Annotated in this window: 25 protein-coding genes; 4 read left to right on the plus strand and 21 right to left on the minus strand. The window is 45.0% G+C overall.

Annotated elements, in window-relative coordinates; genetic code table 11:
• Nucleotides 1-4 precede the first annotated feature (4 nt).
• The 5 genes from menH to menB are packed head-to-tail and all read right to left on the minus strand — an operon-like array spanning nucleotide 5 to nucleotide 6,202.
• Entirely contained in the window at nucleotides 5-844 is an 840-nt protein-coding gene (gene menH, locus IGK85_RS12345; RefSeq protein ID WP_008380823.1) for a 2-succinyl-6-hydroxy-2,4-cyclohexadiene-1-carboxylate synthase, read from the minus strand.
• On the minus strand, nucleotides 841-2,553 hold the full coding sequence (gene menD / locus IGK85_RS12350) for a 2-succinyl-5-enolpyruvyl-6-hydroxy-3-cyclohexene-1-carboxylic-acid synthase (protein WP_008380821.1): 1,713 nt from the start codon (nucleotides 2,551-2,553) through the stop codon (nucleotides 841-843). Before menD ends, menH begins: the two co-directional genes overlap by 4 nt.
• Nucleotides 2,546-3,910 (minus strand): isochorismate synthase, encoded by a 1,365-nt coding sequence (locus IGK85_RS12355; RefSeq protein WP_005234289.1) that lies wholly within the window; start codon nucleotides 3,908-3,910, stop codon nucleotides 2,546-2,548. Before IGK85_RS12355 ends, menD begins: the two co-directional genes overlap by 8 nt.
• Complete coding sequence (menE, locus tag IGK85_RS12360) at nucleotides 3,888-5,387, minus strand: o-succinylbenzoate--CoA ligase (protein ID WP_008380818.1); 1,500 nt, start codon at nucleotides 5,385-5,387, stop codon at nucleotides 3,888-3,890. The genes IGK85_RS12355 and menE overlap by 23 nt, the downstream gene beginning before the upstream one ends.
• Nucleotides 5,387-6,202 carry a 1,4-dihydroxy-2-naphthoyl-CoA synthase gene (menB, locus tag IGK85_RS12365; protein ID WP_005228595.1) on the minus strand — a complete coding sequence of 272 codons (816 nt, stop codon included), beginning with the start codon at nucleotides 6,200-6,202 and terminating at the stop codon, nucleotides 5,387-5,389. The genes menE and menB overlap by 1 nt, the downstream gene beginning before the upstream one ends.
• Before the next feature lie 188 nt (nucleotides 6,203-6,390).
• Between menB and IGK85_RS12370 the strand changes: the two genes are divergently transcribed.
• Nucleotides 6,391-6,759, plus strand: coding sequence for a PaaI family thioesterase (locus tag IGK85_RS12370; protein WP_008380815.1), 369 nt, complete (start codon nucleotides 6,391-6,393; stop codon nucleotides 6,757-6,759).
• Nucleotides 6,760-6,960: 201 nt separating this feature from the next.
• Nucleotides 6,961-8,160 (plus strand): AI-2E family transporter, encoded by a 1,200-nt coding sequence (locus IGK85_RS12375; RefSeq protein WP_008380813.1) that lies wholly within the window; start codon nucleotides 6,961-6,963, stop codon nucleotides 8,158-8,160.
• 46 nt (nucleotides 8,161-8,206) lie between these two features.
• On the opposite strand, the gene IGK85_RS12380 is transcribed toward IGK85_RS12375, so the two are convergent.
• The 15 genes from IGK85_RS12380 to IGK85_RS12450 form a co-directional block, all read right to left on the minus strand.
• Nucleotides 8,207-9,151, minus strand: a complete 945-nt coding sequence (locus IGK85_RS12380; protein ID WP_005234281.1) for an ROK family protein — start codon at nucleotides 9,149-9,151, stop codon at nucleotides 8,207-8,209.
• A complete protein-coding gene (locus IGK85_RS12385) occupies nucleotides 9,148-9,786 on the minus strand; it encodes a GyrI-like domain-containing protein (protein ID WP_005234279.1) in 639 nt (212 codons plus the stop codon). Before IGK85_RS12385 ends, IGK85_RS12380 begins: the two co-directional genes overlap by 4 nt.
• A 277-nt stretch (nucleotides 9,787-10,063) precedes the next feature.
• The gene (locus IGK85_RS12390) at nucleotides 10,064-10,744 is read right to left on the minus strand and encodes an amino acid ABC transporter permease (RefSeq protein WP_005234278.1); all 681 of its coding nucleotides are present in this window, start codon (nucleotides 10,742-10,744) and stop codon (nucleotides 10,064-10,066) included.
• Nucleotides 10,744-11,595: a transporter substrate-binding domain-containing protein gene (locus IGK85_RS12395; RefSeq protein ID WP_086297847.1), complete on the minus strand. Its 852-nt coding sequence runs from the start codon at nucleotides 11,593-11,595 to the stop codon at nucleotides 10,744-10,746. Before IGK85_RS12395 ends, IGK85_RS12390 begins: the two co-directional genes overlap by 1 nt.
• 12 nt (nucleotides 11,596-11,607) lie before the next feature.
• Nucleotides 11,608-13,059 (minus strand): amidase, encoded by a 1,452-nt coding sequence (locus IGK85_RS12400; protein ID WP_008380808.1) that lies wholly within the window; start codon nucleotides 13,057-13,059, stop codon nucleotides 11,608-11,610.
• A 259-nt stretch (nucleotides 13,060-13,318) separates the two neighbouring features.
• Nucleotides 13,319-14,161, minus strand: coding sequence for a DUF368 domain-containing protein (locus IGK85_RS12405; protein WP_005234267.1), 843 nt, complete (start codon nucleotides 14,159-14,161; stop codon nucleotides 13,319-13,321).
• Between the two features lie 121 nt (nucleotides 14,162-14,282).
• Nucleotides 14,283-14,792: a GNAT family N-acetyltransferase gene (locus IGK85_RS12410; protein WP_008380805.1), complete on the minus strand. Its 510-nt coding sequence runs from the start codon at nucleotides 14,790-14,792 to the stop codon at nucleotides 14,283-14,285.
• A 113-nt stretch (nucleotides 14,793-14,905) separates the two neighbouring features.
• Nucleotides 14,906-15,532, minus strand: coding sequence for a glycosyltransferase family 32 protein (locus IGK85_RS12415; RefSeq protein WP_005234264.1), 627 nt, complete (start codon nucleotides 15,530-15,532; stop codon nucleotides 14,906-14,908).
• Between the two features lie 176 nt (nucleotides 15,533-15,708).
• Nucleotides 15,709-16,812 (minus strand): alpha-hydroxy-acid oxidizing protein, encoded by a 1,104-nt coding sequence (locus IGK85_RS12420; protein WP_008380802.1) that lies wholly within the window; start codon nucleotides 16,810-16,812, stop codon nucleotides 15,709-15,711.
• A gap of 145 nt (nucleotides 16,813-16,957) precedes the next feature.
• The gene (locus IGK85_RS12425; RefSeq protein ID WP_008380800.1) at nucleotides 16,958-17,380 is read right to left on the minus strand and encodes an NUDIX hydrolase; all 423 of its coding nucleotides are present in this window, start codon (nucleotides 17,378-17,380) and stop codon (nucleotides 16,958-16,960) included.
• A gap of 106 nt (nucleotides 17,381-17,486) precedes the next feature.
• Entirely contained in the window at nucleotides 17,487-17,804 is a 318-nt protein-coding gene (locus tag IGK85_RS12430) for a DUF1292 domain-containing protein (RefSeq protein ID WP_005228559.1), read from the minus strand.
• Nucleotides 17,805-17,826: 22 nt separating this feature from the next.
• On the minus strand, nucleotides 17,827-18,258 hold the full coding sequence (gene ruvX, locus IGK85_RS12435) for a Holliday junction resolvase RuvX (RefSeq protein ID WP_005234242.1): 432 nt from the start codon (nucleotides 18,256-18,258) through the stop codon (nucleotides 17,827-17,829).
• Nucleotides 18,258-18,524, minus strand: coding sequence for an IreB family regulatory phosphoprotein (locus tag IGK85_RS12440; protein WP_005228556.1), 267 nt, complete (start codon nucleotides 18,522-18,524; stop codon nucleotides 18,258-18,260). Before IGK85_RS12440 ends, ruvX begins: the two co-directional genes overlap by 1 nt.
• Nucleotides 18,525-18,669: 145 nt before the next feature.
• The gene (locus IGK85_RS12445) at nucleotides 18,670-19,500 is read right to left on the minus strand and encodes a TIGR03943 family putative permease subunit (RefSeq protein WP_008380795.1); all 831 of its coding nucleotides are present in this window, start codon (nucleotides 19,498-19,500) and stop codon (nucleotides 18,670-18,672) included.
• A gap of 3 nt (nucleotides 19,501-19,503) precedes the next feature.
• Nucleotides 19,504-20,451, minus strand: a complete 948-nt coding sequence (locus IGK85_RS12450) for a permease (RefSeq protein WP_008380792.1) — start codon at nucleotides 20,449-20,451, stop codon at nucleotides 19,504-19,506.
• Between the two features lie 220 nt (nucleotides 20,452-20,671).
• Between IGK85_RS12450 and IGK85_RS12455 the strand changes: the two genes are divergently transcribed.
• Nucleotides 20,672-21,034 (plus strand): thioredoxin family protein, encoded by a 363-nt coding sequence (locus IGK85_RS12455; protein ID WP_008380790.1) that lies wholly within the window; start codon nucleotides 20,672-20,674, stop codon nucleotides 21,032-21,034.
• Between the two features lie 92 nt (nucleotides 21,035-21,126).
• Here IGK85_RS12455 and IGK85_RS12460 read toward each other — a convergent pair whose 3' ends face one another.
• Complete coding sequence (locus IGK85_RS12460; RefSeq protein ID WP_005228549.1) at nucleotides 21,127-21,801, minus strand: redox-sensing transcriptional repressor Rex; 675 nt, start codon at nucleotides 21,799-21,801, stop codon at nucleotides 21,127-21,129.
• A gap of 217 nt (nucleotides 21,802-22,018) precedes the next feature.
• On the opposite strand from IGK85_RS12460, the gene IGK85_RS12465 reads away from it, so the two are divergent.
• On the plus strand, nucleotides 22,019-23,950 hold the full coding sequence (locus tag IGK85_RS12465; protein ID WP_008380786.1) for an ABC-F family ATP-binding cassette domain-containing protein: 1,932 nt from the start codon (nucleotides 22,019-22,021) through the stop codon (nucleotides 23,948-23,950).
• Nucleotides 23,951-23,993 lie beyond the last annotated feature (43 nt).

The raw sequence follows: 23,993 nt of genomic DNA on the forward strand, positions 1-23,993 counted from the left end.
CTTGTCAATCAGCTGACTGTGGCCTCGATCCTTTTACAAACCATTGATCGATTTCATGACGAACCTGTGTCGGCTGTTCTAAATGGATACAATGTCCAGCATTAGCAACGACTTTGATGGTCATCTCTGGTTGCAGCTGCTTCATTTGGTGGGCGATTTTCCGAAACTTTAAATCTTTTTCCCCCGCTAAATAAAGAATTTCACAAGCTAGCTGCGGAAGTGCCGACCAACAGCTTGGCTGTTTGCCAGTACCACCGTAAACCAAGCTTACTGCCAAGCCAAATTTATTTTGCTGCAAGCGTCCTTGCCGTACAGCAGCCTGCTGCACTAAGGGCAGCTCCTTTTGACTAGCAAACAACGGCAGTTCTTGCCAGTAATCGACAAAATCGACCAAAGGCTCCCTTAGTAAGCGCAATCCTAAGCAGCGATCGTGCCGCTGACGAGCGAGTCGTTCTCCTGGATCAGCCAACCCGGGGGAACCACTCTCAAGCAAAAGATGGGTCACTGCAGCTGGTTCCTTGACTGCCCAGACAAGTGCGATTCGTGCCCCCATCGAGTAGCCATAAAGACCATAGCGTTCAATCCCTAACTTCGCTAAAAGCTGTGCGAGATCCTCCACCAGTAAAGGAAGTTCATAACGCATGGGATGGACATAAATCGATGACCGTCCATGTCCAATCAAGTCGACAGCCAATACATTATAAGAACCTTCCTCTACAAAAACCGGTCGAAAACTTTCCGAAGAACCCGTGAAGCCATGCAATGCCACAAGGGTTGGTAAGGCTGGTCGGTAAGGTTGCAACCACTGATAAAAATAACTGACACCATTTATCGTGTCCCTCATTGCTGCGCTCCCGCCTCGCTAAACTGCTGTTGCAGTGCTTGCCAAGTATCAACCGGATCTTTTTGCTCACCCTTCACTTCGATTATTTGAAAGCACGGCTGTTGGCTTGTTTCCGTTAAAATCGTTTGAAACTCTAGCAAAGAGGTCGGTGTGTGCCAATCTGCCTCATATAAGGCCGCCACTTTTTGAAACTCAAGGTCTAACGGCGTGCCAAAGAGCGGGACAAAGTCGTTTGGTTCTAAGGTGTTTTGTGACAAAAAGGAAAAGATCCCACCACCGTTATTATTCAGTAAAATGATCGTTATTGGCAATTGATACTGACGCAGTAGTTGTAGGCCGTTCATATCATGGTACAACGCTAAATCACCAATCAACAAGTAGGTAGACTTTTGACTGGCGGAAGCAATCCCAGCTACGGTCGAGACAAGGCCGTCGATCCCATTGACGCCCCGATTTCCATACACTCGATAAGTGGAGGAAGTTTTGCTGCCGTAGCGATCAAAGAAACGGATCGCATTGCTGTTTGCCAAAAGAATTTGCGCTTCTTCAGGTAGACATTGTTGGAGCATGCGCACAGCGCTGCTCTCATCCCATTGTTTCAACTGCGGACTTGCAGCAATCACCTGATCTGCCCGCGCTTGAAGTGCTTGCCATTGTTGTTGCCACGCCGTATGTTTGACGATCGGCAACTGGGTGATGGCCGCCACGAAAGTGCTGATCGCTGCTTCGATCAAATAGTTTGCCCGATGCAGCTGATCTTGCCACTGCCCCGATGGATCAACAAAGAGCCACGTCGTCGTATCCGCTGCTTTGTTCAACCATAATAGGACATTTTTAGTGACTGGTAAGCGACCAAAACGCACGACCACTTCTGGTTGGAAGGCAGAAGTCAATTGCGGGAAAACAAGATCGGCTTGACTGATAAATGTTCCTACTTTGGTACCGGCTGTCGCCAGATTGGTCAATGGATCGCCGACAATCGGCCAGCCTAATTTCTCTGAAAAAGCCAGCAACTGCTGCGCTTCTTCGATCGTAAGGCTTTCTCCAGCAATCAGAATACCTTTTTTATCAAAGTAAGGGGCTAGCTGGGTGATCATCTCTGCTGACAGCTCTTGTTGTGGTGCCAGATAGCTCACGTCTTGCTGAATACTGCATTGGCGACTAAAGTCAGGCAACAGCGGCTCCCGTAATGGAAAGTTGATTTGGACCGGGCCTTTCGGCTGTTTTTGCGCTTCGATCGTGCAAGTTGTAGCTTGCCAAAAACTATAACGCAACAAAGCAGGATCGTTTTCTGGCACCGTCATCTCTACCATCTTTTTGACGTGAGAGGCATACAAATTCTGTTGGTCCATTGCTTGTGGCGCCCCAACGCCCCGCAGTTCTGGCGGGCGATCAGCCGTTAAGACGATCAATGGCAAGTTGGTGGCCTCTGCTTCACAAATTGCTGGATAATAATTGGCTGCTGCAGTTCCAGAAGTACACAGTAAGATCGTCGGTTGGAGATCAACTTTGGACATCCCTAAAGCAAAAAAAGCAGCCGAACGTTCATCGACAGCCACCATACAGGTGATCTCAGGATCACGATGCAATAGTAGCGCCAATGGCGTTGAGCGTGAACCGGGACTAATAACCGCTCGCTTCGCACCCGCTGCTTTTAGTCCTTGGATTGCCGCTAATAAATAGTCTGTCATGACTGTCTGGTTATTCATCTCCTAAGATCCCTCTCCTCATCGGTTGAAATTTTAACCGTGTTTCTTGACGTTCGGATTCCGCATCTGAATCGGCAACGATCCCACAGCCTGCATACAGCGTTGCTTGATTGCCGCTAAAGAATCCTGAGCGGATGGCCACTGCAAACTCGCCAATATCTTCTTGAATACCCAACCAACCGATCGGTCCACCGTACATCCCTCTGCTGGCTGGTTCATGGGTACGAATCCAAGAGACGGCTGCTTCTTTCGGTTCTCCCCCCAATGCTGGGGTCGGGTGTAGTTTTTGCACGGCGCTCAGAAAGTTGACTCCTGCTTTTCTTTGCCCTGCTAAAGGAACAAACAAATGCTGAATGTCACGATTTTTGATGACGGAGCGGGCTTCTGATTGAAAACCGTCAGCTAACAAAGTAGCCAATGCCGTTTCCAAGCGATCGACAACTACTTGATGTTCATGGGTATTTTTTGCGTCCGCTAAGAGGGCTTGTGCCAGTGCCTCATCTTCTTCTTTGGTTTTGCCTCTTGGCGCGGAACCTGCGATACTTACCGTTTCAAACTGATCGACAGTTGCTTTTAGCAAGCGTTCTGGCGTCGCACCAGCAAAAACATGGCCCCCATGTTCGATGGCAAAAAGATAGGTATTCGGCTGCTGTTGCGCCAACCGTTGCAACACCCCAGCACTAATGATCGACTGCTTCGTTTCTATCTTCATTCTCCTGGCCAGAACCACTTTTTTCAACGGTGTTTCAGTCGAGCGAATGGCTGCCACTGTCTCTTCGACCGCTTGCAGCCATTGGGGCACCTCTAGTTCCTCTTGTGCCTGAAAAGCAGGCGTTTCTGCTACAAGACTCTTGTCCGGGTTGGCATTCAACCAGCTTGCGACTTTTTCCTGTAAGGCAGCGACTTTTTGTTGTCGTTGTTCCTCGGAAGAAGCGGCTACTGTATAAACGACGCCACACTGATCATCAGTTTTGCTGACCAGTATTTCTGGCAACGCAAAGAGACCGGCACCTAGCTCAGCCCAATCCTGACTGACTTCTGCCTGTTCATCAAAAGCAAAACCACCAACCAACTGCGCCTGCAAAGGTGCCTCTGGTTGATAATGGGCTTGCTTTAAGAGAGAGCGGACTTCTGAAAAGTCTGCAAGTTTGGGTTGCGAAAAAGTGGCTAACCAACCCAACCCTACCAGACTAGTCGTTTCATCAGGGGTACGCCAGAAATAGCGTTCCCCTTGATATTCTTGTGCCGCTGCATAAAGAGCCAGTAAGTCACACCTTTTTAAAGGCTGATACTCACTCAAATAGGTTTTCCCGGCAGCGATCGCTGCTTCATAATTACTTGATGATTTGCTGTTCAATGTAGTTCACTCTTTCTTCACTCAGCAATAGCCGTTTTAAAAGTTTGCCGCTTGCTGTGCGCGGCATTTCTCGCACGTGATAAAAACGGCGCGGAAATTTATAATGGGCGATCTGCCCTTCTAATGTATCCAACAAGGCTTGGAGTCGGACGGACTCATTTAACGTTAAATAAGCCGCGACAGATTGTCCCCACTCCTCGTCTGGTTCCCCCACCACAGCTGCCTCTTTGACCGCTGGATGCTGCAACAAGGCTTGCTCCACTTCTGCGGGATAGATGTTTTCTCCACCAGATATGATCAGTTCGCTTGCACGACTGACTACATACAAAAAGCCCTCTTGATCAAGATACCCTAGATCTCCTGTGGCAAACCAGCCCTCTTGGTCCCACTGCTGTGGACTGCGATCGTTCAAGTAACGAGTCGTGATCGCAGGTCCTTGCAGTTGGATCTCTCCGATCGGCTGGGTATTTTCAGCAGTCTGGTGGTCTGCCATTTTCCCATCAGTCGCAATTCGTAAATGAACACCTTGCAGGGGAACCCCAGAGGCGCCGATTTTTTCAGAAGCTTTTTCTGGCGGCAATGCCACCACTTGTGAACAGGTTTCTGTCATCCCATAGGATTGAATCACAGAAAGCTGATTTTGCTGGCATTTTTCCAATACACTTTTGGCAATCGGACCGCCGCCTAGCAGGATATAACGCAACGAATCAAAGCCTTGTTGGGGCACCAAGGGCAGCAAATCTGTCAACATTTTTGCCACCAAAGAAACGATCGTCCCTTTCCCTGCTTCAAGGTCTTTTGCCATTTCTCCAACATCAAAGCGCTCATACAAACGAACACTCATCCCAAGTCGCAAGGACCGTAAGAGAATTGATAACCCACTGATATGATACAGCGGAACTGCACAAAGCCAACAATCCTCGCTAGTGATGGCTAAGTTTTTTTGAGTCGCTTCGGCACTTGCTAGATGATTCCCAAAGGTTTGCGGCACACCCTTGGGATTGCCCGTCGTACCGGATGTATACATAATCGAAGCCACTTGTTCTGCTTGATAGATTGCTTTATTAGGAACAAATGAAGGATCAAAAGAACTGGCAAGAGCCTTCGCCTGTTCCATCGCTTGTCCAAAGGTCAGGCTGCGAACACCCGGGACCGCTGCCTGATCCGCCGTGATCACCCAGTCGCAGTGGGCATCTTGCAATTGGAAGGTGATTTCAGCGGCTGTCAATCGCGTATTCAACAGCTGGACTTCGATCCCCAACTCCCACAATGCAAGGATCGTAAAGACCATTTCAGGGGAGTTATTGCTAAAAAGGGCTACCCGGTTTGGCAGAACAACGAATTGGGCTTGATAATAAGCAGCATAAGCATAAACCTCTTTTTGCAAGGCAGCAAACGACCAGCTTTTTTCATGCCAATAAAAAGCTGGTCGTTCTGGATGAAGTTGTGCTTGCCTTTGCAGCCAACTCCCAGTCATTATGGGAATTTAGGGAATTGGTCGAAGTCTGGTTGACGTTTTTCTTTAAACGCGTCACGACCTTCTTTGGCTTCATCCATCGTGTAATACAATAAGGTCGCATCGCCGGCCAATTGCTGAATGCCAGCTAATCCGTCCGTATCGGCATTCATTGATGCTTTGATCATACGTAACGCCAACGGGCTCTTTTGCAGCATCGTTTCGGCCCATTCCATCGTTTCATCTTCTACTCGATCAAGAGGAACGACCGTATTGATCCAGTTCATTGCCAATGCTTCTTCGGCAGTATATTGTTTTGTCATGAACCAAACTTCCTTGGCTTTTTTATGTCCAATCGTCCGTGCAAGATACCCCGAACCATAGCCACCATCAAAACTACCGACATTTGGTCCTGTTTGACCAAATTTAGCATTGTCAGCGGCAATCGTTAAATCACAAACTAATTGTAAAACATTCCCGCCGCCGATCGACCAGCCTTTGACCATGGCGATCACCGGTTTTGGCAACGTGCGGATCAAGCGTTGCAGATCCAATACGTTTAAGCGAGGAACCTGATCTTCCCCAACATAGCCACCGTGACCACGGACTTTTTGGTCTCCGCCTGAACAAAAGGCTTTGTCGCCGGCGCCTGTCAAAATAATCACGCCGATGCCTGGTTCATCGCGACTGATTGAAAACGCATCAATCATTTCAAACACCGTTTTTGGTGTAAACGCATTGTGGACTTCTGGGCGGTTGATCGTGATCTTCGCCACTTTTCCATGTTGTTCAAATAAAATTTCATCATATTCTTTTAAGGTTTTCCATTCTCTCATTACTTGTTCCTCCTCAATTCACATAGCTCTATTATACACATATCTAGTCGCTTTTCGTTAGAAATTGCTTTGGTTAAGGGAATTTCTTAAGACTTCTCCCCCTGTTGCTGTCTTTCTTAGAACTTCGGCTATTTCTACCAAAACTCGTGCTATAATCATGGTAACTTTCTTAGAAAAAGGAGCAAAAAATGAACTTACTAGAAGCTTTAGAAATCGAAGTAGAAACAGCAACAGCCGATTTTGTTCGTTTACGGATGCCCATCAAAGAACAGCACAAACAGCCTTTTGGTCTCGTTCACGGTGGCATTAACGGCGTTTTGATCGAGACTGCCTGCAGCATCGGTGCCAATCAAGCTTTGGCTCAAGAAGAAGCCTTCGCCGCCGGCGTTGACCTACAAGTCAACCATCTAGCCGCCGCTCAAGAAGGAACCCTGATCGTAGAAGCTAGTCCTGATCGTATCGGCGCTCGTATCCAAACTTGGCAAGCCACTATTTGGTTAGCTAGCGGGTTAAAAACTGCCGTTGGTCGCTGTACCTTGACGACAGTGCGCAAATAATTCTTTTCGCTCCTGTGTTGTAAACACGGGAGCATTTTTGGCCTGCTTTGAAGAAAGATGCCATCAGTTAACCCCTTATCAAAGATATTCTTTCATTATAAAGATATTGAGAATATGAGCGTAGTTTTTTCAAAAGGTACGTTGTTTTTTTACAGAATAGGGGTCTTTCGTTATAATGTAGCTAAGAAAGCGAGGCTTATTATGAAAAATAACCGATTGATCCACTTTTTAGGCGGCAAAACAAGCTATTATGTCTTAGGACTGATTATCTTGTCGGCAGTTGCTGTCTTTTTGCTAAATCAGATTTCTTTTTTATTTACACCCTTTTCAGCCATACTTACAGCTATTATCCCACCCTTTTTATTTGGGCTGATCCTTTACTATCTGTTTAACCCGGTAGTCGATAAATTGGAATCGAAAAAAATTCCCCGCAGTGTTTCGATTGCTGGGATCTATCTTTTGATTCTTTTATTGATCGTCTTTGCTGGTTTCCAGCTTTACCCGATTTTGGAGCAGCAAACCACCGATCTGATCAACAGCTTACCGAGTTTGGTCAGTGACTTTGAGAAAAACGCGACCGCCTTTTTAGAAAATACCCCGTTTCAAGATGAGATGGCACAAATTACAGACACATTGCAAAATATTACCAACAACATCATGAGTTTTATTGGAGACTATTGGGAAACTGGTGCTGCTGGGCTCAGCAGTTTGTTTTCAACGATATCGACCTTGTTCATCGCTTTGTTTACGGGACCGATCATTGCCTTTTTCTTATTGCGCAACCCCAACAAGTTTTATTTTTCGGTTCTCTCGTTAGTGCCACCACGTTTTCGCAAAGACTTTAATGAAATCGTCAAGATCTCTGACATACAAGTCGGTGCCTTTTTGAAAGGACAAATCATTTCTTCCTTGATTTTAGGGGCGATCTATTGGGTCGTTTTCCTATTGATTGGCTTAGAGTATGCCAGTATTCTGGCGATCGCCGCTGGTCTGCTTTGCATCATCCCCTATATTGGTCCTTTTATCGTCTTTTTCCCGGGACTTTTCATTGCCGCACAAGACTCCACCGGGATGTTGGTTAAATTTTTGATTGCTTGGTTTGCTGTACAGTTGCTTCATGGGGATTTAGTCGTGCCCCGTGTGATGGGTGACCGATTGAAAATTCATCCTATTACGATTCTGGTTGTTTTATTAGTGATGGGTGATTTGATGGGGATCGTTGGGGTGATTTTCGGGATCCCAATTTATTGTCTGCTAAAAGTTCTTGTCGTTTACGTGTTCCGCAAATTCAAGCAGCGCTATAACCGCTATTACGGTCAAGAAGGCAAATACTTCCACAGTGCCTTCACTAGCAAAGATTACCTAGGTGACGAAGACAAAGACCCCAAGAAAAAAGCCTAAAAAAACTGTCGCGAATCGTTGGTTCGCGACAGTTTTTTGGTCTATTTTATTTCATCTCATGTTCCAAAAAGAAATGATAGAGCGCCCCTAATAAGTTGGCATCGTTTTGAAATTTGCACGCTTGGATCTCCGGCTTCGTCAAAGTCTGCTGCAAAATCGGTAAACTAGCTAGCAGTTGCTGATACTGACGGTCAATTTCTTCCACCACGATCGCTTGGGCACTGATGCCCCCGCCAATCACGAAGCGCTCTAAGTCGATCACGGCTTGAACATTGAGCATGACACACGCGATTTCTCGGCAATACGCTGTAAACAGCGCCCAGACCTGTGGTTGTTTCTGATTGATGGCGTCAAAAACTGCTTCACCATCCGCAAGATCAGCTAAGCCTAGCAGTTGGGCGCTGCGACGAATCATGGCGACCGCTGAACCGCTAAAACCTGCCAATTGCTGCAGGGTCAATCCCTGATTGACTGGTTGCTCAGCGTTTTCTTGAGTGTCACTTCTCTTAGTGGCATTTAGTAGAAAACTTAATTCCCCGGCTTGAAAATGTGCACCTTGGATCAGTTTTCCCTCAACGATTACGCCACCGCCCAAACCAGTACCTAATGTTATGGCAGCTCCGTTTTGAATCCCTTTAAGGTTTCCTAGCCACCATTCAGCTAATGCGGCTGCTTTGCCATCGTTGGTCACAGCAAGCGGCATTTGATACTTTGCCAGCAGCTGTTTTAAGGAGACCCCATCTAAAAAAGGCAATGCCCCGCCAAACGAGATTGTCCCGGTCTCTGGGTTGACTTTTCCCGGGGTACTAACCGCAATGCCCCGAATGCTTCCATGAACGTCCTCAACGATCGTTTCAATCCCCGTCAAAAATTCCGCAAGACTTTTCGGCGTATCCATCCGTCCCCGTGTCAGAATATTCCCCGAGCGATCAATGACAGCCGATTTGATTTTCGTGCCGCCGATGTCGATGCTTAAATAGTTTTTATTCACTGAATCCCACCTTCTGATTCTACTGCCCATCGCAGGACGGTTTTGGCTTTATCTGGTGAGACTTTTCGCGGATCAGACAAATAGATTTCTCGATGCTGGAACGTGTCCATCGTTGGACGGATCACTAACTGTTCTTGTTTTAACAGCTCCTTCATTTGCGCAAATGTTTCCGCTTCAGTATCAAAAGAGCCTGTATGCATTGCTTGCAGACACAGTCCTTCTTCATAACGTTCAAAGATGAGCTTCTCTAGATTGGGATTGTCTTTCTTCTCTTTGACTGCCAAGAGCTGTTCTTGAAACAGTGTTTCCGTGACTGGATCTGGTTGGCGAATCATGATTTTATAGATCAATTCTTCTTTGTTGATGGCACCCTCTGGCTTTGTCAGAGAGGTCCACACGCCTTCCAAAGGAAAGACCGTGTATTCAAAGGGTTCATTGCCAAAAGCCCCTTTTTTTAACCCCATCCTGAGTGAATAAGAAATCGTATATAAAGCGGCGATTTCTTCGCTGAATTCAGGACGATTCGGATCGCCGCTGCCGCTCAAACTGATAAATTGATACGTTGGCACCTCGATCACTGTTGGTTTTTTGGGAAGATAAAGCTCTTTTTCTAGTTTGCGCCATTCATACTTCATAAAAGACCCTCCTCGATTTGCTTTTCTTTATTTTACCATGAATCACTTGAGCCGAACGAATGAAATATAGACTGTTTAAGTGAAGGAAAATAACTTGGTCAGCACCATTTTCATACTGAAACTAGTTTGACATTACAGAAATTTCTCTATCTTCCTTGCCTTCGCTCATTGTTTTACTATGGCAATCTCCTTTCTTCTATCTTTTCAAATACAAAAACTGCAGAAATCAATTCAAGAAGAGAGTGATTTCTGCAGTGATCGAGCCTCGGCTCTTTTTTTATTGTCTTACAGCCTCATTAGCAGCAAAGCGTTTTGAAAAATGTTGTTCTAATCGCTTTTGCCCGGCTTCAATCAAAATGCACAACAGCCAATAGATGATGGCAACTAGCACGTACATGGACATGTAATCAAAAGTTCGTCCGCCAACGATCTTGGCTTTTTGAAAAATATCAGGAATCGTGATCATTGCTGCCAAGGAGGTTCCTTTCAACAAATCCATTGCCACATTACTCAATGCCGGTACAGATATACGAAAAGCTTGCGGCAAAATAATCAGACGCATCGTTTTCGTAAATGATAACCCTAACGCATAGGCAGCATCAAATTGCCCACGATCCACTCCAGCAATTGATCCTCGGTAGATTTCCCCGATAAATGCGCTGCTGGTCAATGTAAAACAGATGATCGCAGCACTAAGCGCCGACAATTGATAGGGCAAGCCAAAATACAGGAGGAACAACAAGACCAACGCTGGGACGCCTCTTAGAAAGGAGAGATAGCCCCGCACGAACCCTCTAATGATGGGGTTTTCCAGCATCCCTAAGAAGGTGAGCATGATCCCTAAGAGGTTGCCACCTAGAAAAGAAACGACAGCAATGCCGACCGTATAGGACAAGCCCGACAGCAAATAGGGCAATGAGTCCCACATCAACGGCAAATCAAGGGTTGGAATATACATTAGTCTGTTTCAACCGTTTGGATCGCTTGATCAGATTTTACTGAAATATCGGTTTGAAAATACGTTTCTGCAAGTTCTTTTAAACGGCCGTCTTCTTTCATTTCTGCTAAAACAGCATCCACTTTTTCCTGCAATGCTTTATGATCCTTCACAAATAAGAAGCCCGTTTCATTCGGATTAAAGTAGACATCTTCTAAAATTTTTACAGGGATATCTGGCAAAGCAGCAACCGCCATTTTTTGCAAATAGTAATCATTCAAGATCACATCCGTTCGACCATTCGCAACATCTGTCAAATACTGATCATTCGTTGCGTTGTCGTAAGTCACTAATTCTGCCCCATAAGATTCGGCTAAGCGCATGTAGCTGGTATTCGGTTCACCAGCAGCTTTTTTGCCATCCAAATCTTCTAAAGAAGCAATCCCTGAGTCATCACTTTTACGCACGATCATACTATCGAACGAGTATTTGATAGGCGTTGAGAGACTGAATTTTTCCGCCCGTTCATCCGTCAAACCAAAATCGTTGGCAGCAAAATCGGCTTCTCCACGTGTTAAAGAAGAAACTTGTCCATCGACATTGTACTCTTTAAATGTGATCTCTACGCCTAATCGTTTGGCGACTTCTTTTGCCACATCGACATCATAGCCCACTAATTCATTTTTATCGTTATAGTAAGACGATGGATACAAGGTTCCCGAAGTAGCAACAACCAATGTTTTGGCTTCTTCCACCTTGCTTAGACTTGAGTCTTCTTCCGTTGGTTTGCTGCAGGCACTTAACAGGACCCCCGTAAATAAACCTAAAAAGCCAACCATTGCAACGATTTTCCCTTTTCTAACTTGTTTCATAATATCCTCCTCTTAGTTTCCTTGTTTTGGCAACAGAAATCGTTGCTGTGTTTCAAATAAATAGCCGACTTGGAAAAGCAGATCTTCTCTGCCTTTAGACGCCATAAATTGGATCCCTAGCGGCAACCCTTCCTCGCTAAGAGCAGTTGGCAAGCTGATGGCTGGCTGCCCCGTTAAATTGGCTAATTGAGTGTAAGGTGTCAGAGCATAGCTCTTGGAAAACATTTCTTCGATCAACTCACCCGCAGCACTTTTTCCAAGCGATTCGATCTCATGCAGTCTTTGGCGAATGCTATCGCTTTGTAAGTCTTCCTCGATCAAAGGGGCTGGAAAAGCCGTCGTCGGTGTTAAAAAGAGATCATAGGTCGAAAAGACTTCTTCCATTTTTTCTGCCAGCTGATCCCACCACTGCAAGGCAAGAACGTAATCGGCGGCCGGCAGTTTTTTGCCATATTGGTAAAGTGCCCAGGTCATCAATTCCATTTCTTCCCGTCTGACCGGTTCTTGACGAGCAGCATCGATCTCAGCAAACATCGCAGCTGTTTCGCCACCATTCATGGCGTAATAAGTGGTCATCATTTGCTGACCATCCACTGGATAGCCCACTTCAATGACTTCGTGCCCCTGCTTTTCTAAAAATGCGGCTGCACTTCGGACTGCTTGGATGGCAGTTTCAGACACTTGGCCACCGGTCGGCGATGCGGTAGTAAAAGCAACCTTCAACCGCGGTTTTTGACTCGCTTGCTGATGATGCCATTCTACTTGCGGTGCCTGATAAGGGGCTGCCGGCTGTGACGTCCGCAACGCATAAAACAACTGTTCCGTATCACGCATAGAAAGCGTCAACGCAAAGTTGATGGAAGCGCCTTGCCAGCTGCGCCATTCACTAGGACCCACTGGCATCGTGCCACGGGTTGGCTTCAAACCGATCAATCCGCTAAAGGAAGCTGGAATGCGGATCGATCCGCCGCCATCACTGGCACCTGCAATCGGAAACATCCCCGAAGCCACTGCCGCTGCCGCACCACCACTGGAACCACCAGCTGAATAGGCAGGATTCCACGGATTACGTGTAGGCCCATACAATGTTGGATCAGTGATATTTTTGAATCCAAATTCTGGTGCATTGGTTTGCCCTAACGGCACAAAGCCCGCCTCTTCTAAACGAGAGACAAAATGAGCCGTGCGGCTGGCTCGTGCTTTTGCAAACAGTTTGGCTCCTGACGTTGCTGGCCACCCTGCTTTGGTTTGGCCGAGTATTTTTAACGGCATGGGTTGTCCACCAAAAACCGTTTTTTGAAGATGCTGCTCGTAATGCTGGATCGCTGCTTGCGGATCAAATGTTACAAGCGCATTCAAAAGCGAATTTTGTTGATTGACTTTTTCTTCGATCATCGCCACCCGCTCTGCAAAGCTGATTTGTCCTTGCCGCAATTGTTCCGCCCAATAGGTCGCATCTTGCATGCTTGTCCCTCCTTTTTCTCAATAACCTCAAACAATTATCTAAACTGTAACACATGAAAAATTCTTCTTTATATAGACTACAATATACCAAACACTAGGAAATCTTTCAACAAAAATAGAACAGTTTTTAAACCTGTATCACATCGTTATCAAACGTTCCAATCTTTTTACTACTGGCTGTCCACCAACGCTTTCTCTTAGCTGCCCGAATCATAACCTAACAAAAACGGCACATCGCCAAACGATGTGCCGTTTTGATTTACTTGTATTTTTCTTCCAGCTTGCTCATCCAAAGACCTAACCAAGCCCCCAAGACAAACAAGATAATTCCGATGACGGCCGTTACCCAAGTAAAGCCGCTATAGTTTGCCACCGGAGGAATCACGATCAAACCCGTTGAGGCAATAACGATCCCTAAAATGAAGTGATAGACTTTTGAATGATAATGCGTCAATAGCCACTCCATCAATTTCGAAAACAACAGCATCACTGCCAAGCCACCAATGGCGATCGGTAGAAAGACACCCATGATGTCAAAGCTCTTAAAGCCTTTCAACATCGGATCATAAAGGCCCAGAACGAGCAAAAGGTTTGAAGGACTCAAGCCGGGAACCAAAACACCTAACGCGATCAGACCGCCGGCGATCACAAAACCTATGAAATTAGCAGGGATGGTTCCTAAGATATCGCCCATAAAATAGAGGAACAAGAAGCCGATGACCATACTGCCGAAGAACCAAATCAAATCACCGGTTGTTCGTTTGCTTTTTAAAGTCGATTCTTTGGCAAGTGCCGGTAATGTCCCAATAATTGCCCCCGCAAAGCCCCACAAAACGATGATTTGATAATTTTGCAGCAACCACTCTAATGGCTTCGATAAAAGACCGATCCCTACGATTCCCCCGATCCCTACTGGTAGGAAAAAGAGGAAATTCTCTTTAAAATTCTTCGTCAGATGTGCCATAAAGCGCAGCATCCGCTCATAAATGCCTAAGATGGCTGCCAATACGCCACCTGAAACACCAGGCAAGATAAAGCCCAAGGCAATCACCACGCCTTTAAGAAAACGTGACAAAATACTTTCGTTTCTCTGTTTTTCCATTTACAATTGCTCTCCTTAGCGATGGTTTTCACCAATCGTTCTTTTTTCATCAATCCCTTTAACTATACTTGATTGCAAAAAAAATGGAAAGTAATTTCTAATTCCTCATACAAGGCGGCACTCAAAGCTCTTTCAGCATCAAGAAATCCGTCTGCTCATCATCCCCCATAAAAAAGGAATGACTGCCAACTCTTTCAAAGCCCATCGTATGATAAAAAGCCAACGCATTGTCGTTAAATTCCCAAACGCCTAACCAGATCGACTTTTTCTGCAGCTTTTTGGCGGTCTCTTGGGCAAACAGCAGCAGTGTTTTGCCATAGCCCATCCGCTTATGTTCTTTTTTGATATAGATCCGTTCAATTTCCAACCCCTCTGGGGCGATTGCTTCCGTCTGTGCCTCCCCCCAGTTAAGTTTGATATACCCTACGGTTTGATCATTTTCTTGCAAAAAATAAAACGCCGATTGCGGATTTTCTAACTCTCGGGTCAGTTTCGGCAGATTGTAGGCTTCTTCTAGATAGATGTGGGTATTTTCCTCCGTATTGAAAGGAGCAAATGTATCGTAATAGGTGGATACGCTGATTTCTCCCAATTCTTCTAAATCTGCCAAAGTACATCGTTTGATAGCCATCAAAACGCCTCCTCATTTTTTCAAGCTATTCTATCACATCTCCATCATCCCTTGCAAAAGCAAAAAGGACGGACAGCTTTCCCCACTGTCCGTCCTTTCATAGACTTACTCTTTTATAACCAAGAGCCAGAAAACTGATGGATTACCATCGTACTCGGATCTTCCTCGACCTCACCCGTGATATAGCTTTTTGGTGAAAACGTCATTTGCGGGAAGATTTCTACACCCTTAACGGTTTGTTGTTGATTATTCAATTCTAATCCGTGGTTTTGCAACAGTTCCGTCACTCGGATCACATTGGTGACGACATCTTCCGTTTTTTCTGCCCGGACAAATTTTCGGTCATCGTAATCGTGGTACCATTCTTCCATAAAGGGATGGTGCGGAACCGCTCCAATGATCCCAGTAGAAATCTTGGTTTCGATCTCAAAGCCCATAAATGCCTCCAGTGTCAAGAGCTCATCTAAAGGTTTGACCACCTCGATATCAGTATCCATATAAATACCGCCTTCTGTCACTAACGCATACAAACGAACCACATCTGACACAAATGCCCATTCTTCTTGGTCATAGGCCTCTTTTAGATAAGGACCGAATTTTGAAAGGTCGATCGTTGATTCATCCCAACGTTTGATCTCATAATCCGGACAATATTTTTTCCAGGTATCCATGTATTTCTTTTCTTGTTCACCTAATGGATTGCCGCCAAACCAGCAATAATGAATAATTTTTGGAATCATCAATCTCTCTCCTTTAGTTTATTGGTCTCTTTTAAGTGTAGCGGATTTTGCAATTGTTTCAAAATCATATACACTTTTTACGGCAAAAAGAACTGTTGGCTCTGCTCTTCAGGATCAGAAAGGATCATTGAAAAAAGCACCTGAGTCAACGACTCGAGTGCTTTTTGAGGGATTGCTTATAAATAATGATTGTCCCGTAAGACGGCTTTTTTGATATCTGCCACCGTTTGCGTCCCCGCAAGCTGCATGACCATCTCCAATTCTTTTTTGAAGAAATCAAAGACTTGTTGAACACCGGTGGCACCACCTAGAGCCAACCCATAAATCACTGGTCGACCGATTGCCACCAGATCTGCTCCGCAAGCAATCGCTTTAAAGACATGTTGTCCTCGCCGTACCCCGCTATCAAAGACGATCGGCGCCCGACCTGCTACTGCTTCAGCCACGATCTGCAAGGAATCAAAGGAAGCTGGACCACCATCCAATTGGCGTCCCCCGTGATTTGAGACCCAAATCCCTTGTGCACCTGCCCCTAATGCTCGTTCCACATCTTCTTCTGATTGCACCCCTTTGACATAAACCGGCAAATCAGATTCTTTGGCGATAAAAGCGACATCCTGAGGACTTAATTTTTGTTTTGAGGAGCCGTAAACGGCATCCATCGTTTGTCCGATCCCTGATTGATAAGCCTGAACGATCGGCATTGCCAACGGAAAGGTGAAGCCATTGCGGCGATCCGTTTCTCGATTGCCTCCCACGGTTGCATCTGCGGTCAAAACGATCGCTTTGGCGCCATTGCGTTTTGCCATCGCCAAGATGTCTTTGTTAATACCATCGTCTTTACTCATATAAAACTGGAACCACTGCGGCGCTTCTTGACCTCCAGCCGCTCGGATTTCTTCCAACGTACAAGAGGCATACGAACTCGCCGTATAGATCGTGCCAAAACGTGACACACCTTTGGCTGACGCTTGCTCTGCCGCAACATTTGCTAAGCCGTGGGCAGCCACAGGCGCCATAATGATTGGCGCTGACAACGTGTCACCGCCAAAGGACAACGTTGTGTCCGGTAATTCAATGTCCTTTAAGACATGAGGAATGATCAATTTGTGATTGAAGGCGCGTTCATTTTCTTGATAGGTAAAAATATCCCCCGCACCACTGCTGATATAGCCATACCCACCTTTAGGAATCACTTCCTCTGCGGCGATCTCCAAATCGCGCATATTGATAAAATCAATTGCTCCTTCTGCTGTACTTGCTTGATAGATTTTTTCCATGCCTTTCCCTACTCTCCGATAAGATAACGTTTACATTTTTATCCTACGCCTGATTGTAGGATCACGCAACTCATTCGCTCACTCCTGTCAAATAGGCTTACTTTACTTTTCCACTCAAGACAGCCCTCCATTTGAACTAGCTGAATTATTGTTTTGTTCGTTTAAGATATTCTGCCAATAACAACGGCTGAATCGTTGGATATGTCCAACTGACAGGCGGCTTTGCCCTTACATAGATTGCTTCGATCTCTGAGGTCAACTCATCCTCCAAGTCCGTGATCTGGGCTTCGAACACCAAGCCGTAATCGGTCTCCCCGTCTTTTTCTACCCCATAGATAAATAACGGCTCTAGAGTAAAGTGCTTGGCTCCTGGTTCTTCCTTTAATTCACGGGCGGCACACGCTGTGATGCTTTCTCCTGATTCTCGCTTACCTCCGGGTATTTCTAATGTGTCTCGTTCTTTGTGTTTGACATAGACGAGCTTTTCTTGATACTTGCTGATGATCACCGCAAAAACTAGCTGCTCTTCTGCGATCTTTTCAAGCTCAAAAATCGTTACGTGATTCATTTTACTCATTCCTTTCAAAAAAGCAGGCTTGCTTCTATAATAAACAGTCGTTAAAAATCAAAAAAAGTGCTGATCCCTTATGGAAAGGATCAGCACTTGCAGCTTGTTATTCTTCTTCTTCCGCCATGAATGTGTTGAAGACTTCTTCAATCATATCCCATTCTGCTTCTGTTTCGATCTGTTCTAATTCACCTTCAGAACCGTCTTCGTTTTCAATATAAGCGTACGCTTGTAATTCAACGTCTTCTTCTTCCGGTACGCCTGCTGGATAAAGCAAGACGTAGTTGCGGCCGAATTCTTCCGTACCGTCAACCGTTAATAGAATTTCGTATAAGGTTTCATTTCCTTGGTCATCGATCAAAGTAATGTGTTCATGTCCTTCATGATCGTGATCGTGGTTATGATCGTGTGTATGTTCTGACATTTATTTTCCTCTTTTCTGTAAATTAAAACAGCTGTTTCCCAGCACCATCTAAATAATTCTGCAAAATCATGACTGCTGCTAATTTATCAATCACTTTTTTTCGTTTGGCACGCGATGTATTCGCCTGTTCTACCAGCATTCGTTCTGCTTGAACGGTCGTCAGACGTTCGTCTTGGTAAACGACCGGCAAACCGAATTGCTGTTCGATCGCTGCGCCGTAAGCCATAGAAGCTTCCGCTCTAGGTCCGATCGTATTATTCATATTTTTAGGTAGTCCTACCACAAAACGTGAGACTTCATATTCTTTCACCAATTCAGCAAGTCGATCATAACCGAAATTGCCTTCATCTTCATTGATGCGAATGATCTCGATCCCTTGTGCTGTCCAGCCCATTGGGTCACTGACCGCCACGCCGACTGTCCGCGAACCAACATCCAATCCCATGATTCTCATTATAGGTTGATCCCGTGATTGCCTAAATAATAACGGATCAGAACTTCCATGATCTCATCCCGTTCGTGACGACGAATCAAATTCCGGGCATCCCGATAACGAGGAATGTAAGCCGGGTCGCCAGAAAGGAGATAACCGACGATTTGATTGATCGGATTGTATCCTTTTTCCTCTAATGCTCGGTAGACGATAGCTAATGTTTCGCTGACTTCTTTTTTACGGCTATCATCAAAATCAAAGCGAACTGTTTCATCTGTAAAACCCATTTCACGACACCTCTCTTTTGTATAGATTTTAGCATATGTTCCTACTATATTGTACTAAACGTTTGATAAAACTACAAACATATGCTTAGATTTTCTTCATTATAACAAAGGTTTATGATGTTTCTATGAACTTTCTTAAAAAAAGCTAGAAAGCGCGATAGACATACTGGTTTTCTGGTGCTTCAATCGTCTTCTCTTGGTCTGCTACCACCATCGGCAAGTCTCGTTTGAAGGGTTGATAGTACTTCGATTGGATCGTCCCTTCCACGTGGAGCCACTGGTTATTTTCTGCAGTCGCTTGCTGCGGCAATTCCACCCGTAAACCGAAAACGCCTGAATCAGCCACACAATGGATAATGCCAAAACGAAACAAAAAGATTTCATTGGCATCATCTTGATCTGCATGGTACACAAATCCATCATAGGTAATTTTCTTACCAATGAATTCACTCGGGTACGTATAGATCAACTCCATGACTTCCAAGTAATTTTCTTCCGTTACCGCAATCGTCTCATCTTTGGCGTAACGTGCCAAGGCTGCATCCATCTGAGTGTCATAATCTTCTTTGTTAAAATAAAGACTTGTATCGGGTTTCAGATATTGGGTCGTCATTTCTGGATCCCCCACAGATTCTTCACTTAGGGGGAAATTAAACCCTTTTGCTTCAACGATCGTCGTATCCAAGCTAACGGTGGGAAAAAAGAGACCCACGATGATCGGTAAGGCTAATAGAAAATACGCAATCACTCGTTGGTATTTTTTCTCTAATCCATGCTGGTGCTCGTCGTCATGATGATGCTCGGGCTCTTGTTTGACCCAAAAGTACAGCTGGACCAAAGCCAACAATAAAGAAATGATCATAGATAAAATAGCGAGATAGCGATAATGAATGTTGATAAACTGATTGAGTTTGCCCGTCACTTGCAAATACATCATTAATTCAAAATAGCCTGATAAGATCAAAAAACGAATCATTCTTTACACCACCCATGCATAAATTGAAACGACGATTGCGACTAAACCAACCAGAGAAGCGATAAAACGCCCCGAAAAGTACCGCTTCATCATCAACAGGTTTTTAATATCTACCATTGGACCAAAAACCAGGAAACCGACGACTGGTCCAGTGCCGAATAAACTCAACAACGAAGAGCCGATAAAGGCATCTGCTTCGGAACATAGGGATAATGTCAGTGCCAACAGCAGCATGACGAAAACCGCTAACAGCTTCGTGGAGCCTAATGTCAGCATCAAGCCAGTTGGCAGATAGGTCTGCATCGCTGAGGCGATCAACGCACCAATGATCAAATAACGCCCAGTATCGAAAAACTCATCCAAACTATGCTGTAGCAAATGACGAATCTGCCGAAGAAGCGGATGACTGGTCTTTTCTGTTTGATGGTGGGCGTGATCATGCCCATGATGGTGTGGGTGAGCTACTTGCTCATTCCCGCCACTTAATTGATTGGCAAGCCGTGTTTTTAAGACCTCTTGTTTGTTAAAATACGCCAGCCAGATCCCCACGACCATTGCGACCAATAAGCTGCCCAGTACACGCAAAAAGGCGAACTTCGCGGAATTTCCAAAGGCAATGAATGTCGAAAAAATCACGATAGGATTGATGATCGGTGCAGTCAGCATAAAGGCAAACGCCGTATACACTGGCACTTCTTTTTTTACGAACTGATTAACGATCGGTACGATCCCACACTCGCAGGAAGGAAAAAAGACCCCCAGGCCACAACCAACAGTGATCGATGCCAATTTGTTTTTTGGTAAGAGTCTCGTGACTCTTTCTGGCGTCAAGAAGACTTGTAAAGCACCTGATATCAAGCAGCCCAATAGGACAAAGGGCAAGGCTTCAATGACGATAGATAAAAAAATAACACTCATTTGCAGGACAGAATTCGGTAATGCCTGAAACATAACTTTAACCTTCTTTATCAATAAATTCGAAACGCTGGAATTACTATACGTTTTTTCCTTTTTTTATACAACGTTTTTTTTAAAGCAGTCTGTTTTTTTAATCGTTGCTTTAGATTTTCCTTATCTTTAAATCCTTCTTGTTCACCTAAATGATCAGCAACTATCAGATATTTTGACTTTTCCTCAAGAACAGCGTACATTTTCCATGGAGGAATGACTTATGCAAAAAAATCAACCGATCCAAGAGAGGCTCGCCCAACATCCGTTGGCACTACTCTATCTCTCTCAACCAAATTGCAGTATTTGTGTTGCGGACAAACCACGCATCCAAACACTGGCACAAACCCAACAACTCCCACTATTTACCATCAACACGCTGACAGAGCCAGAAGCAGCCAGTTTATTTTCGGTCTTGACGGTTCCCGTCGTCCTCTTGTTCGCAAATGGGAAAGAAGTGCATCGCGAAGCCCGCATCATCGATTTCACACGTTTGACTCAACAAATCTTGCGGTATCAAGAAGCGCTCACAAGCGTTGAAGAGCAAGATTCCTACGAATCACTTTTTGACCAGTTAGACGAGTAAGATCAATGGCGAAAAGCAAAAAACAGCTGTCAGATCGTTGTATATACTACGATCTGGCAGCTGTTTTGTTGGTTCCTATTTATGTGATGCGATTATTCGCTTAGTGATGGTTCTTCTACTGGTTCTTCATGTGACAAGACGTTGCCTGAATGCAAGAAATAAATCAATGTTTGCAATTCATTGGTTAAGTCAACGTTTTGAATCAGCACGCCTTTTGGTGCAGTGATCCGTGCAGGTGTAAAGTTCAAGATTCCTTTAATGCCAGCTTTCACAAGCTCATTCACTAAATCTTGTGAATGTTGTGCGGGAACCGTCAAAATAGCCACATCGATCTGCTGGATCTTCACTTGTTCCTTCATGTCATCCATTGGATAGACCGGCACACCATCTACGATTCGACCAACTAGATCTTCGTTGACATCAAATGCAGCACTGATCCGAATGCTGTTGCTTTGGTGAAATTTGTATTTCAACAAGGCGCTCCCCAAGTTTCCGACACCGACTAAAGCTACATTCGTCATGTGGTCTTCGTTCAATGTCTTCGCAAAGAACTGCATCAAGCTTTCAACGTCATAGCCATAGCCGCGTTTTCCTAATTCACCAAAGTAGGAAAAGTCGCGGCGGATCGTCGCACTATCAACTTGAACAGCTTCACTTAGTTCGGTCGAAGAGACTTTTAATTTGCCAGCTTGGTGCAAAATACGCAAGTAACGATAATATAAAGGCAATCGCTTCGCTGTTGCCTTTGGAATTTGATGATCTTTCAAAGAATACTCCCCCATTGTGAAAAATTCACTTGTGATGAAGCTATCATAACAAATACATTGTTCAAAAATCAATTTGAATGCTCATAATTTGAAATATAAATTTTATAATGGTAAAATCAAACTTTTTCCCAATCGCCGTTTCCCCTAAAATATGATAGACTTGTAGTATTGTAACCTTGATACAGACAAGTTTCTTAAAGATAGGAATGACATACACATGATTTTATTACAAGCCAACCAAATCGCCCGTCTTTTCGGAGCCGAGGTTTTATTTGAAAATATCCAATTAGAGATTGCCAGCAATTCCCGAATCGCGCTTGTTGGGCGCAACGGTGCTGGTAAATCAACGCTGCTGAAAATTATTGCTGGACTCGAAAGTCCTGATAAAGGAACGATCGCTAAAAACAAGACCGCTACGATGGGCTACTTAGCTCAAGATACCGGACTTGCTAGTCAGGCCACCGTTTGGGAAGAAATGCTAGGAGCTTTTGCAACGGTTCGACAGATGGAGCAGCGCATGCGTACCTTAGAGATCGCCATCTCCGAAGCAGATCCTGCTGCTGACTCTGGCAATCTTCTGAAAGAATACGATCAATTGCAACATGAATTTGCAGAAAAAAACGGCTATGGCTATGAAAATGAAATTCGCTCCGTCTTGCACGGTTTTCAGTTTGATCCTTCTTTTTACACACAGCCGATCGATACCCTTTCCGGTGGTCAAAAAACCCGCTTGGCATTAGCAAAAATGCTGCTGCAAAAACCTGATATCTTGATCCTCGATGAGCCGACCAACCATTTAGACATCGAAACGTTATCTTGGTTGGAAAACTATCTACAAGGATATGCCGGTGCGTTGCTGATCGTTTCCCATGACCGTTACTTCTTAGACAAAGTTGTCAACGAAGTCTACGAACTGAGTCGGCAAAAAATGCGCCACTACAAAGGCAATTACAGCCGCTATTTGACCTTGAAAGCTGAACAGCTGCAAAGCGAATGGAAAGCCTTTGAAAAGCAGCAAGAAGAAATCAATAAACTGGAAGACTTTGTTGCCCGCAACCTTGTCCGTGCCTCTACCACCAAACGCGCGCAAAGTCGCCGTAAGCAATTAGAGAAAATGGACCGGTTGGATCGCCCGCAAGGAGATGAAAAATCCGCCCACTTCCTTTTTTCCATTGAAAAACCTTCAGGAAATGTTGTGATGCAAGTAGAAAATGCCGCTATCGGTTATTCTGAAGAAGAAGTTTTATCGGCGCCCATCGACTTAGATGTTCGTCGCAAAGATGCGATCGCTTTAGTGGGGCCGAATGGGATCGGCAAGTCAACCTTACTGAAATCGCTGATTCATAAAATCCCCTTTATTCAAGGAAAGGTGCATTTTGGCGCCAATGTTTCAATCGGGTACTATGACCAAACTCAATCCGATCTGCACTCAACAAAAACGATCCTCCATGAGCTTTGGGATGACCACAGTACCACACCTGAAGTCGAGATTCGCAATATATTAGGCAGCTTCTTATTTTCGGGAGAAGATGTTGAAAAGCCGATCACGCTGTTAAGCGGTGGCGAAAAAGCCCGTGTCGCTTTGGCAAAATTAGCCATGGACCATGACAATTTCTTGATTTTGGATGAGCCAACCAACCATTTAGACATCGACAGCAAAGAAGTCTTAGAAAATGCCCTGATCGATTATGAAGGCACGTTGTTCTTCGTATCTCATGACCGCTACTTTATCAATCGAATCGCCACCAAGGTCGTGGAACTGTCTGAAAACGGCAGCAAGCTCTATCTAGGCGATTACGATTATTATTTAGAAAAGAAACAAGAAGAAGCTGAGATCGCAGCAATGTTGGAAGCAAAAACAACCGAAACCACCATCTCAGCGGGCAAGCAAAACTTTGTCCAAAGCAAAGAACAGCAAAAAGCCGTTAGAACCTTACAGCGAAAAGTCGCCCAAATCGAAGAAGAACTTGCCACGATAGAAGAAACGATCCAGCAACTGGAACAAGACATGACCGCACCAGAAGCGTTGAATGATCATGTAAAATTGACCGCGTTGAATCAAGCGTTAGAACAAGCCCGCACTGAACAAGAAGCCCTATTAGAAGCATGGGAACATACTAGCTTAGAACTAGAGGCATTTGAAAGTTGATCGTGGAATCGGTCTGTAGGCCGATGACAAGCGCCCCCTCCTT

Source organism: Enterococcus sp. AZ015, assembly GCF_050499225.1.
GTDB classification, from domain to species: Bacteria; Bacillota; Bacilli; order Lactobacillales; family Enterococcaceae; genus Enterococcus_D; species Enterococcus_D entomosocium.

What these genes read in the sequence shown, in the direction of transcription:
- menH (WP_008380823.1), bottom strand. Translation starts at nt 844, where the DNA reads ATGAGGGACACGATAAATGGTGTCAGTTATTTTTATCAGTGGTTGCAA.
- menD (WP_008380821.1), bottom strand. Translation starts at nt 2,553, where the DNA reads ATGAATAACCAGACAGTCATGACAGACTATTTATTAGCGGCAATCCAA.
- menE (WP_008380818.1), bottom strand. Translation starts at nt 5,387, where the DNA reads ATGACTGGGAGTTGGCTGCAAAGGCAAGCACAACTTCATCCAGAACGA.
- menB (WP_005228595.1), bottom strand. Translation starts at nt 6,202, where the DNA reads ATGAGAGAATGGAAAACCTTAAAAGAATATGATGAAATTTTATTTGAA.
- IGK85_RS12370 (WP_008380815.1), top strand. Translation starts at nt 6,391, where the DNA reads ATGAACTTACTAGAAGCTTTAGAAATCGAAGTAGAAACAGCAACAGCC.
- IGK85_RS12375 (WP_008380813.1), top strand. Translation starts at nt 6,961, where the DNA reads ATGAAAAATAACCGATTGATCCACTTTTTAGGCGGCAAAACAAGCTAT.
- IGK85_RS12385 (WP_005234279.1), bottom strand. Translation starts at nt 9,786, where the DNA reads ATGAAGTATGAATGGCGCAAACTAGAAAAAGAGCTTTATCTTCCCAAA.
- IGK85_RS12390 (WP_005234278.1), bottom strand. Translation starts at nt 10,744, where the DNA reads ATGTATATTCCAACCCTTGATTTGCCGTTGATGTGGGACTCATTGCCC.
- IGK85_RS12395 (WP_086297847.1), bottom strand. Translation starts at nt 11,595, where the DNA reads ATGAAACAAGTTAGAAAAGGGAAAATCGTTGCAATGGTTGGCTTTTTA.
- IGK85_RS12400 (WP_008380808.1), bottom strand. Translation starts at nt 13,059, where the DNA reads ATGCAAGATGCGACCTATTGGGCGGAACAATTGCGGCAAGGACAAATC.
- IGK85_RS12405 (WP_005234267.1), bottom strand. Translation starts at nt 14,161, where the DNA reads ATGGAAAAACAGAGAAACGAAAGTATTTTGTCACGTTTTCTTAAAGGC.
- IGK85_RS12410 (WP_008380805.1), bottom strand. Translation starts at nt 14,792, where the DNA reads ATGGCTATCAAACGATGTACTTTGGCAGATTTAGAAGAATTGGGAGAA.
- IGK85_RS12415 (WP_005234264.1), bottom strand. Translation starts at nt 15,532, where the DNA reads ATGATTCCAAAAATTATTCATTATTGCTGGTTTGGCGGCAATCCATTA.
- IGK85_RS12420 (WP_008380802.1), bottom strand. Translation starts at nt 16,812, where the DNA reads ATGGAAAAAATCTATCAAGCAAGTACAGCAGAAGGAGCAATTGATTTT.
- IGK85_RS12425 (WP_008380800.1), bottom strand. Translation starts at nt 17,380, where the DNA reads ATGAATCACGTAACGATTTTTGAGCTTGAAAAGATCGCAGAAGAGCAG.
- IGK85_RS12430 (WP_005228559.1), bottom strand. Translation starts at nt 17,804, where the DNA reads ATGTCAGAACATACACACGATCATAACCACGATCACGATCATGAAGGA.
- ruvX (WP_005234242.1), bottom strand. Translation starts at nt 18,258, where the DNA reads ATGAGAATCATGGGATTGGATGTTGGTTCGCGGACAGTCGGCGTGGCG.
- IGK85_RS12440 (WP_005228556.1), bottom strand. Translation starts at nt 18,524, where the DNA reads ATGGGTTTTACAGATGAAACAGTTCGCTTTGATTTTGATGATAGCCGT.
- IGK85_RS12445 (WP_008380795.1), bottom strand. Translation starts at nt 19,500, where the DNA reads ATGATTCGTTTTTTGATCTTATCAGGCTATTTTGAATTAATGATGTAT.
- IGK85_RS12450 (WP_008380792.1), bottom strand. Translation starts at nt 20,451, where the DNA reads ATGTTTCAGGCATTACCGAATTCTGTCCTGCAAATGAGTGTTATTTTT.
- IGK85_RS12455 (WP_008380790.1), top strand. Translation starts at nt 20,672, where the DNA reads ATGCAAAAAAATCAACCGATCCAAGAGAGGCTCGCCCAACATCCGTTG.
- IGK85_RS12465 (WP_008380786.1), top strand. Translation starts at nt 22,019, where the DNA reads ATGATTTTATTACAAGCCAACCAAATCGCCCGTCTTTTCGGAGCCGAG.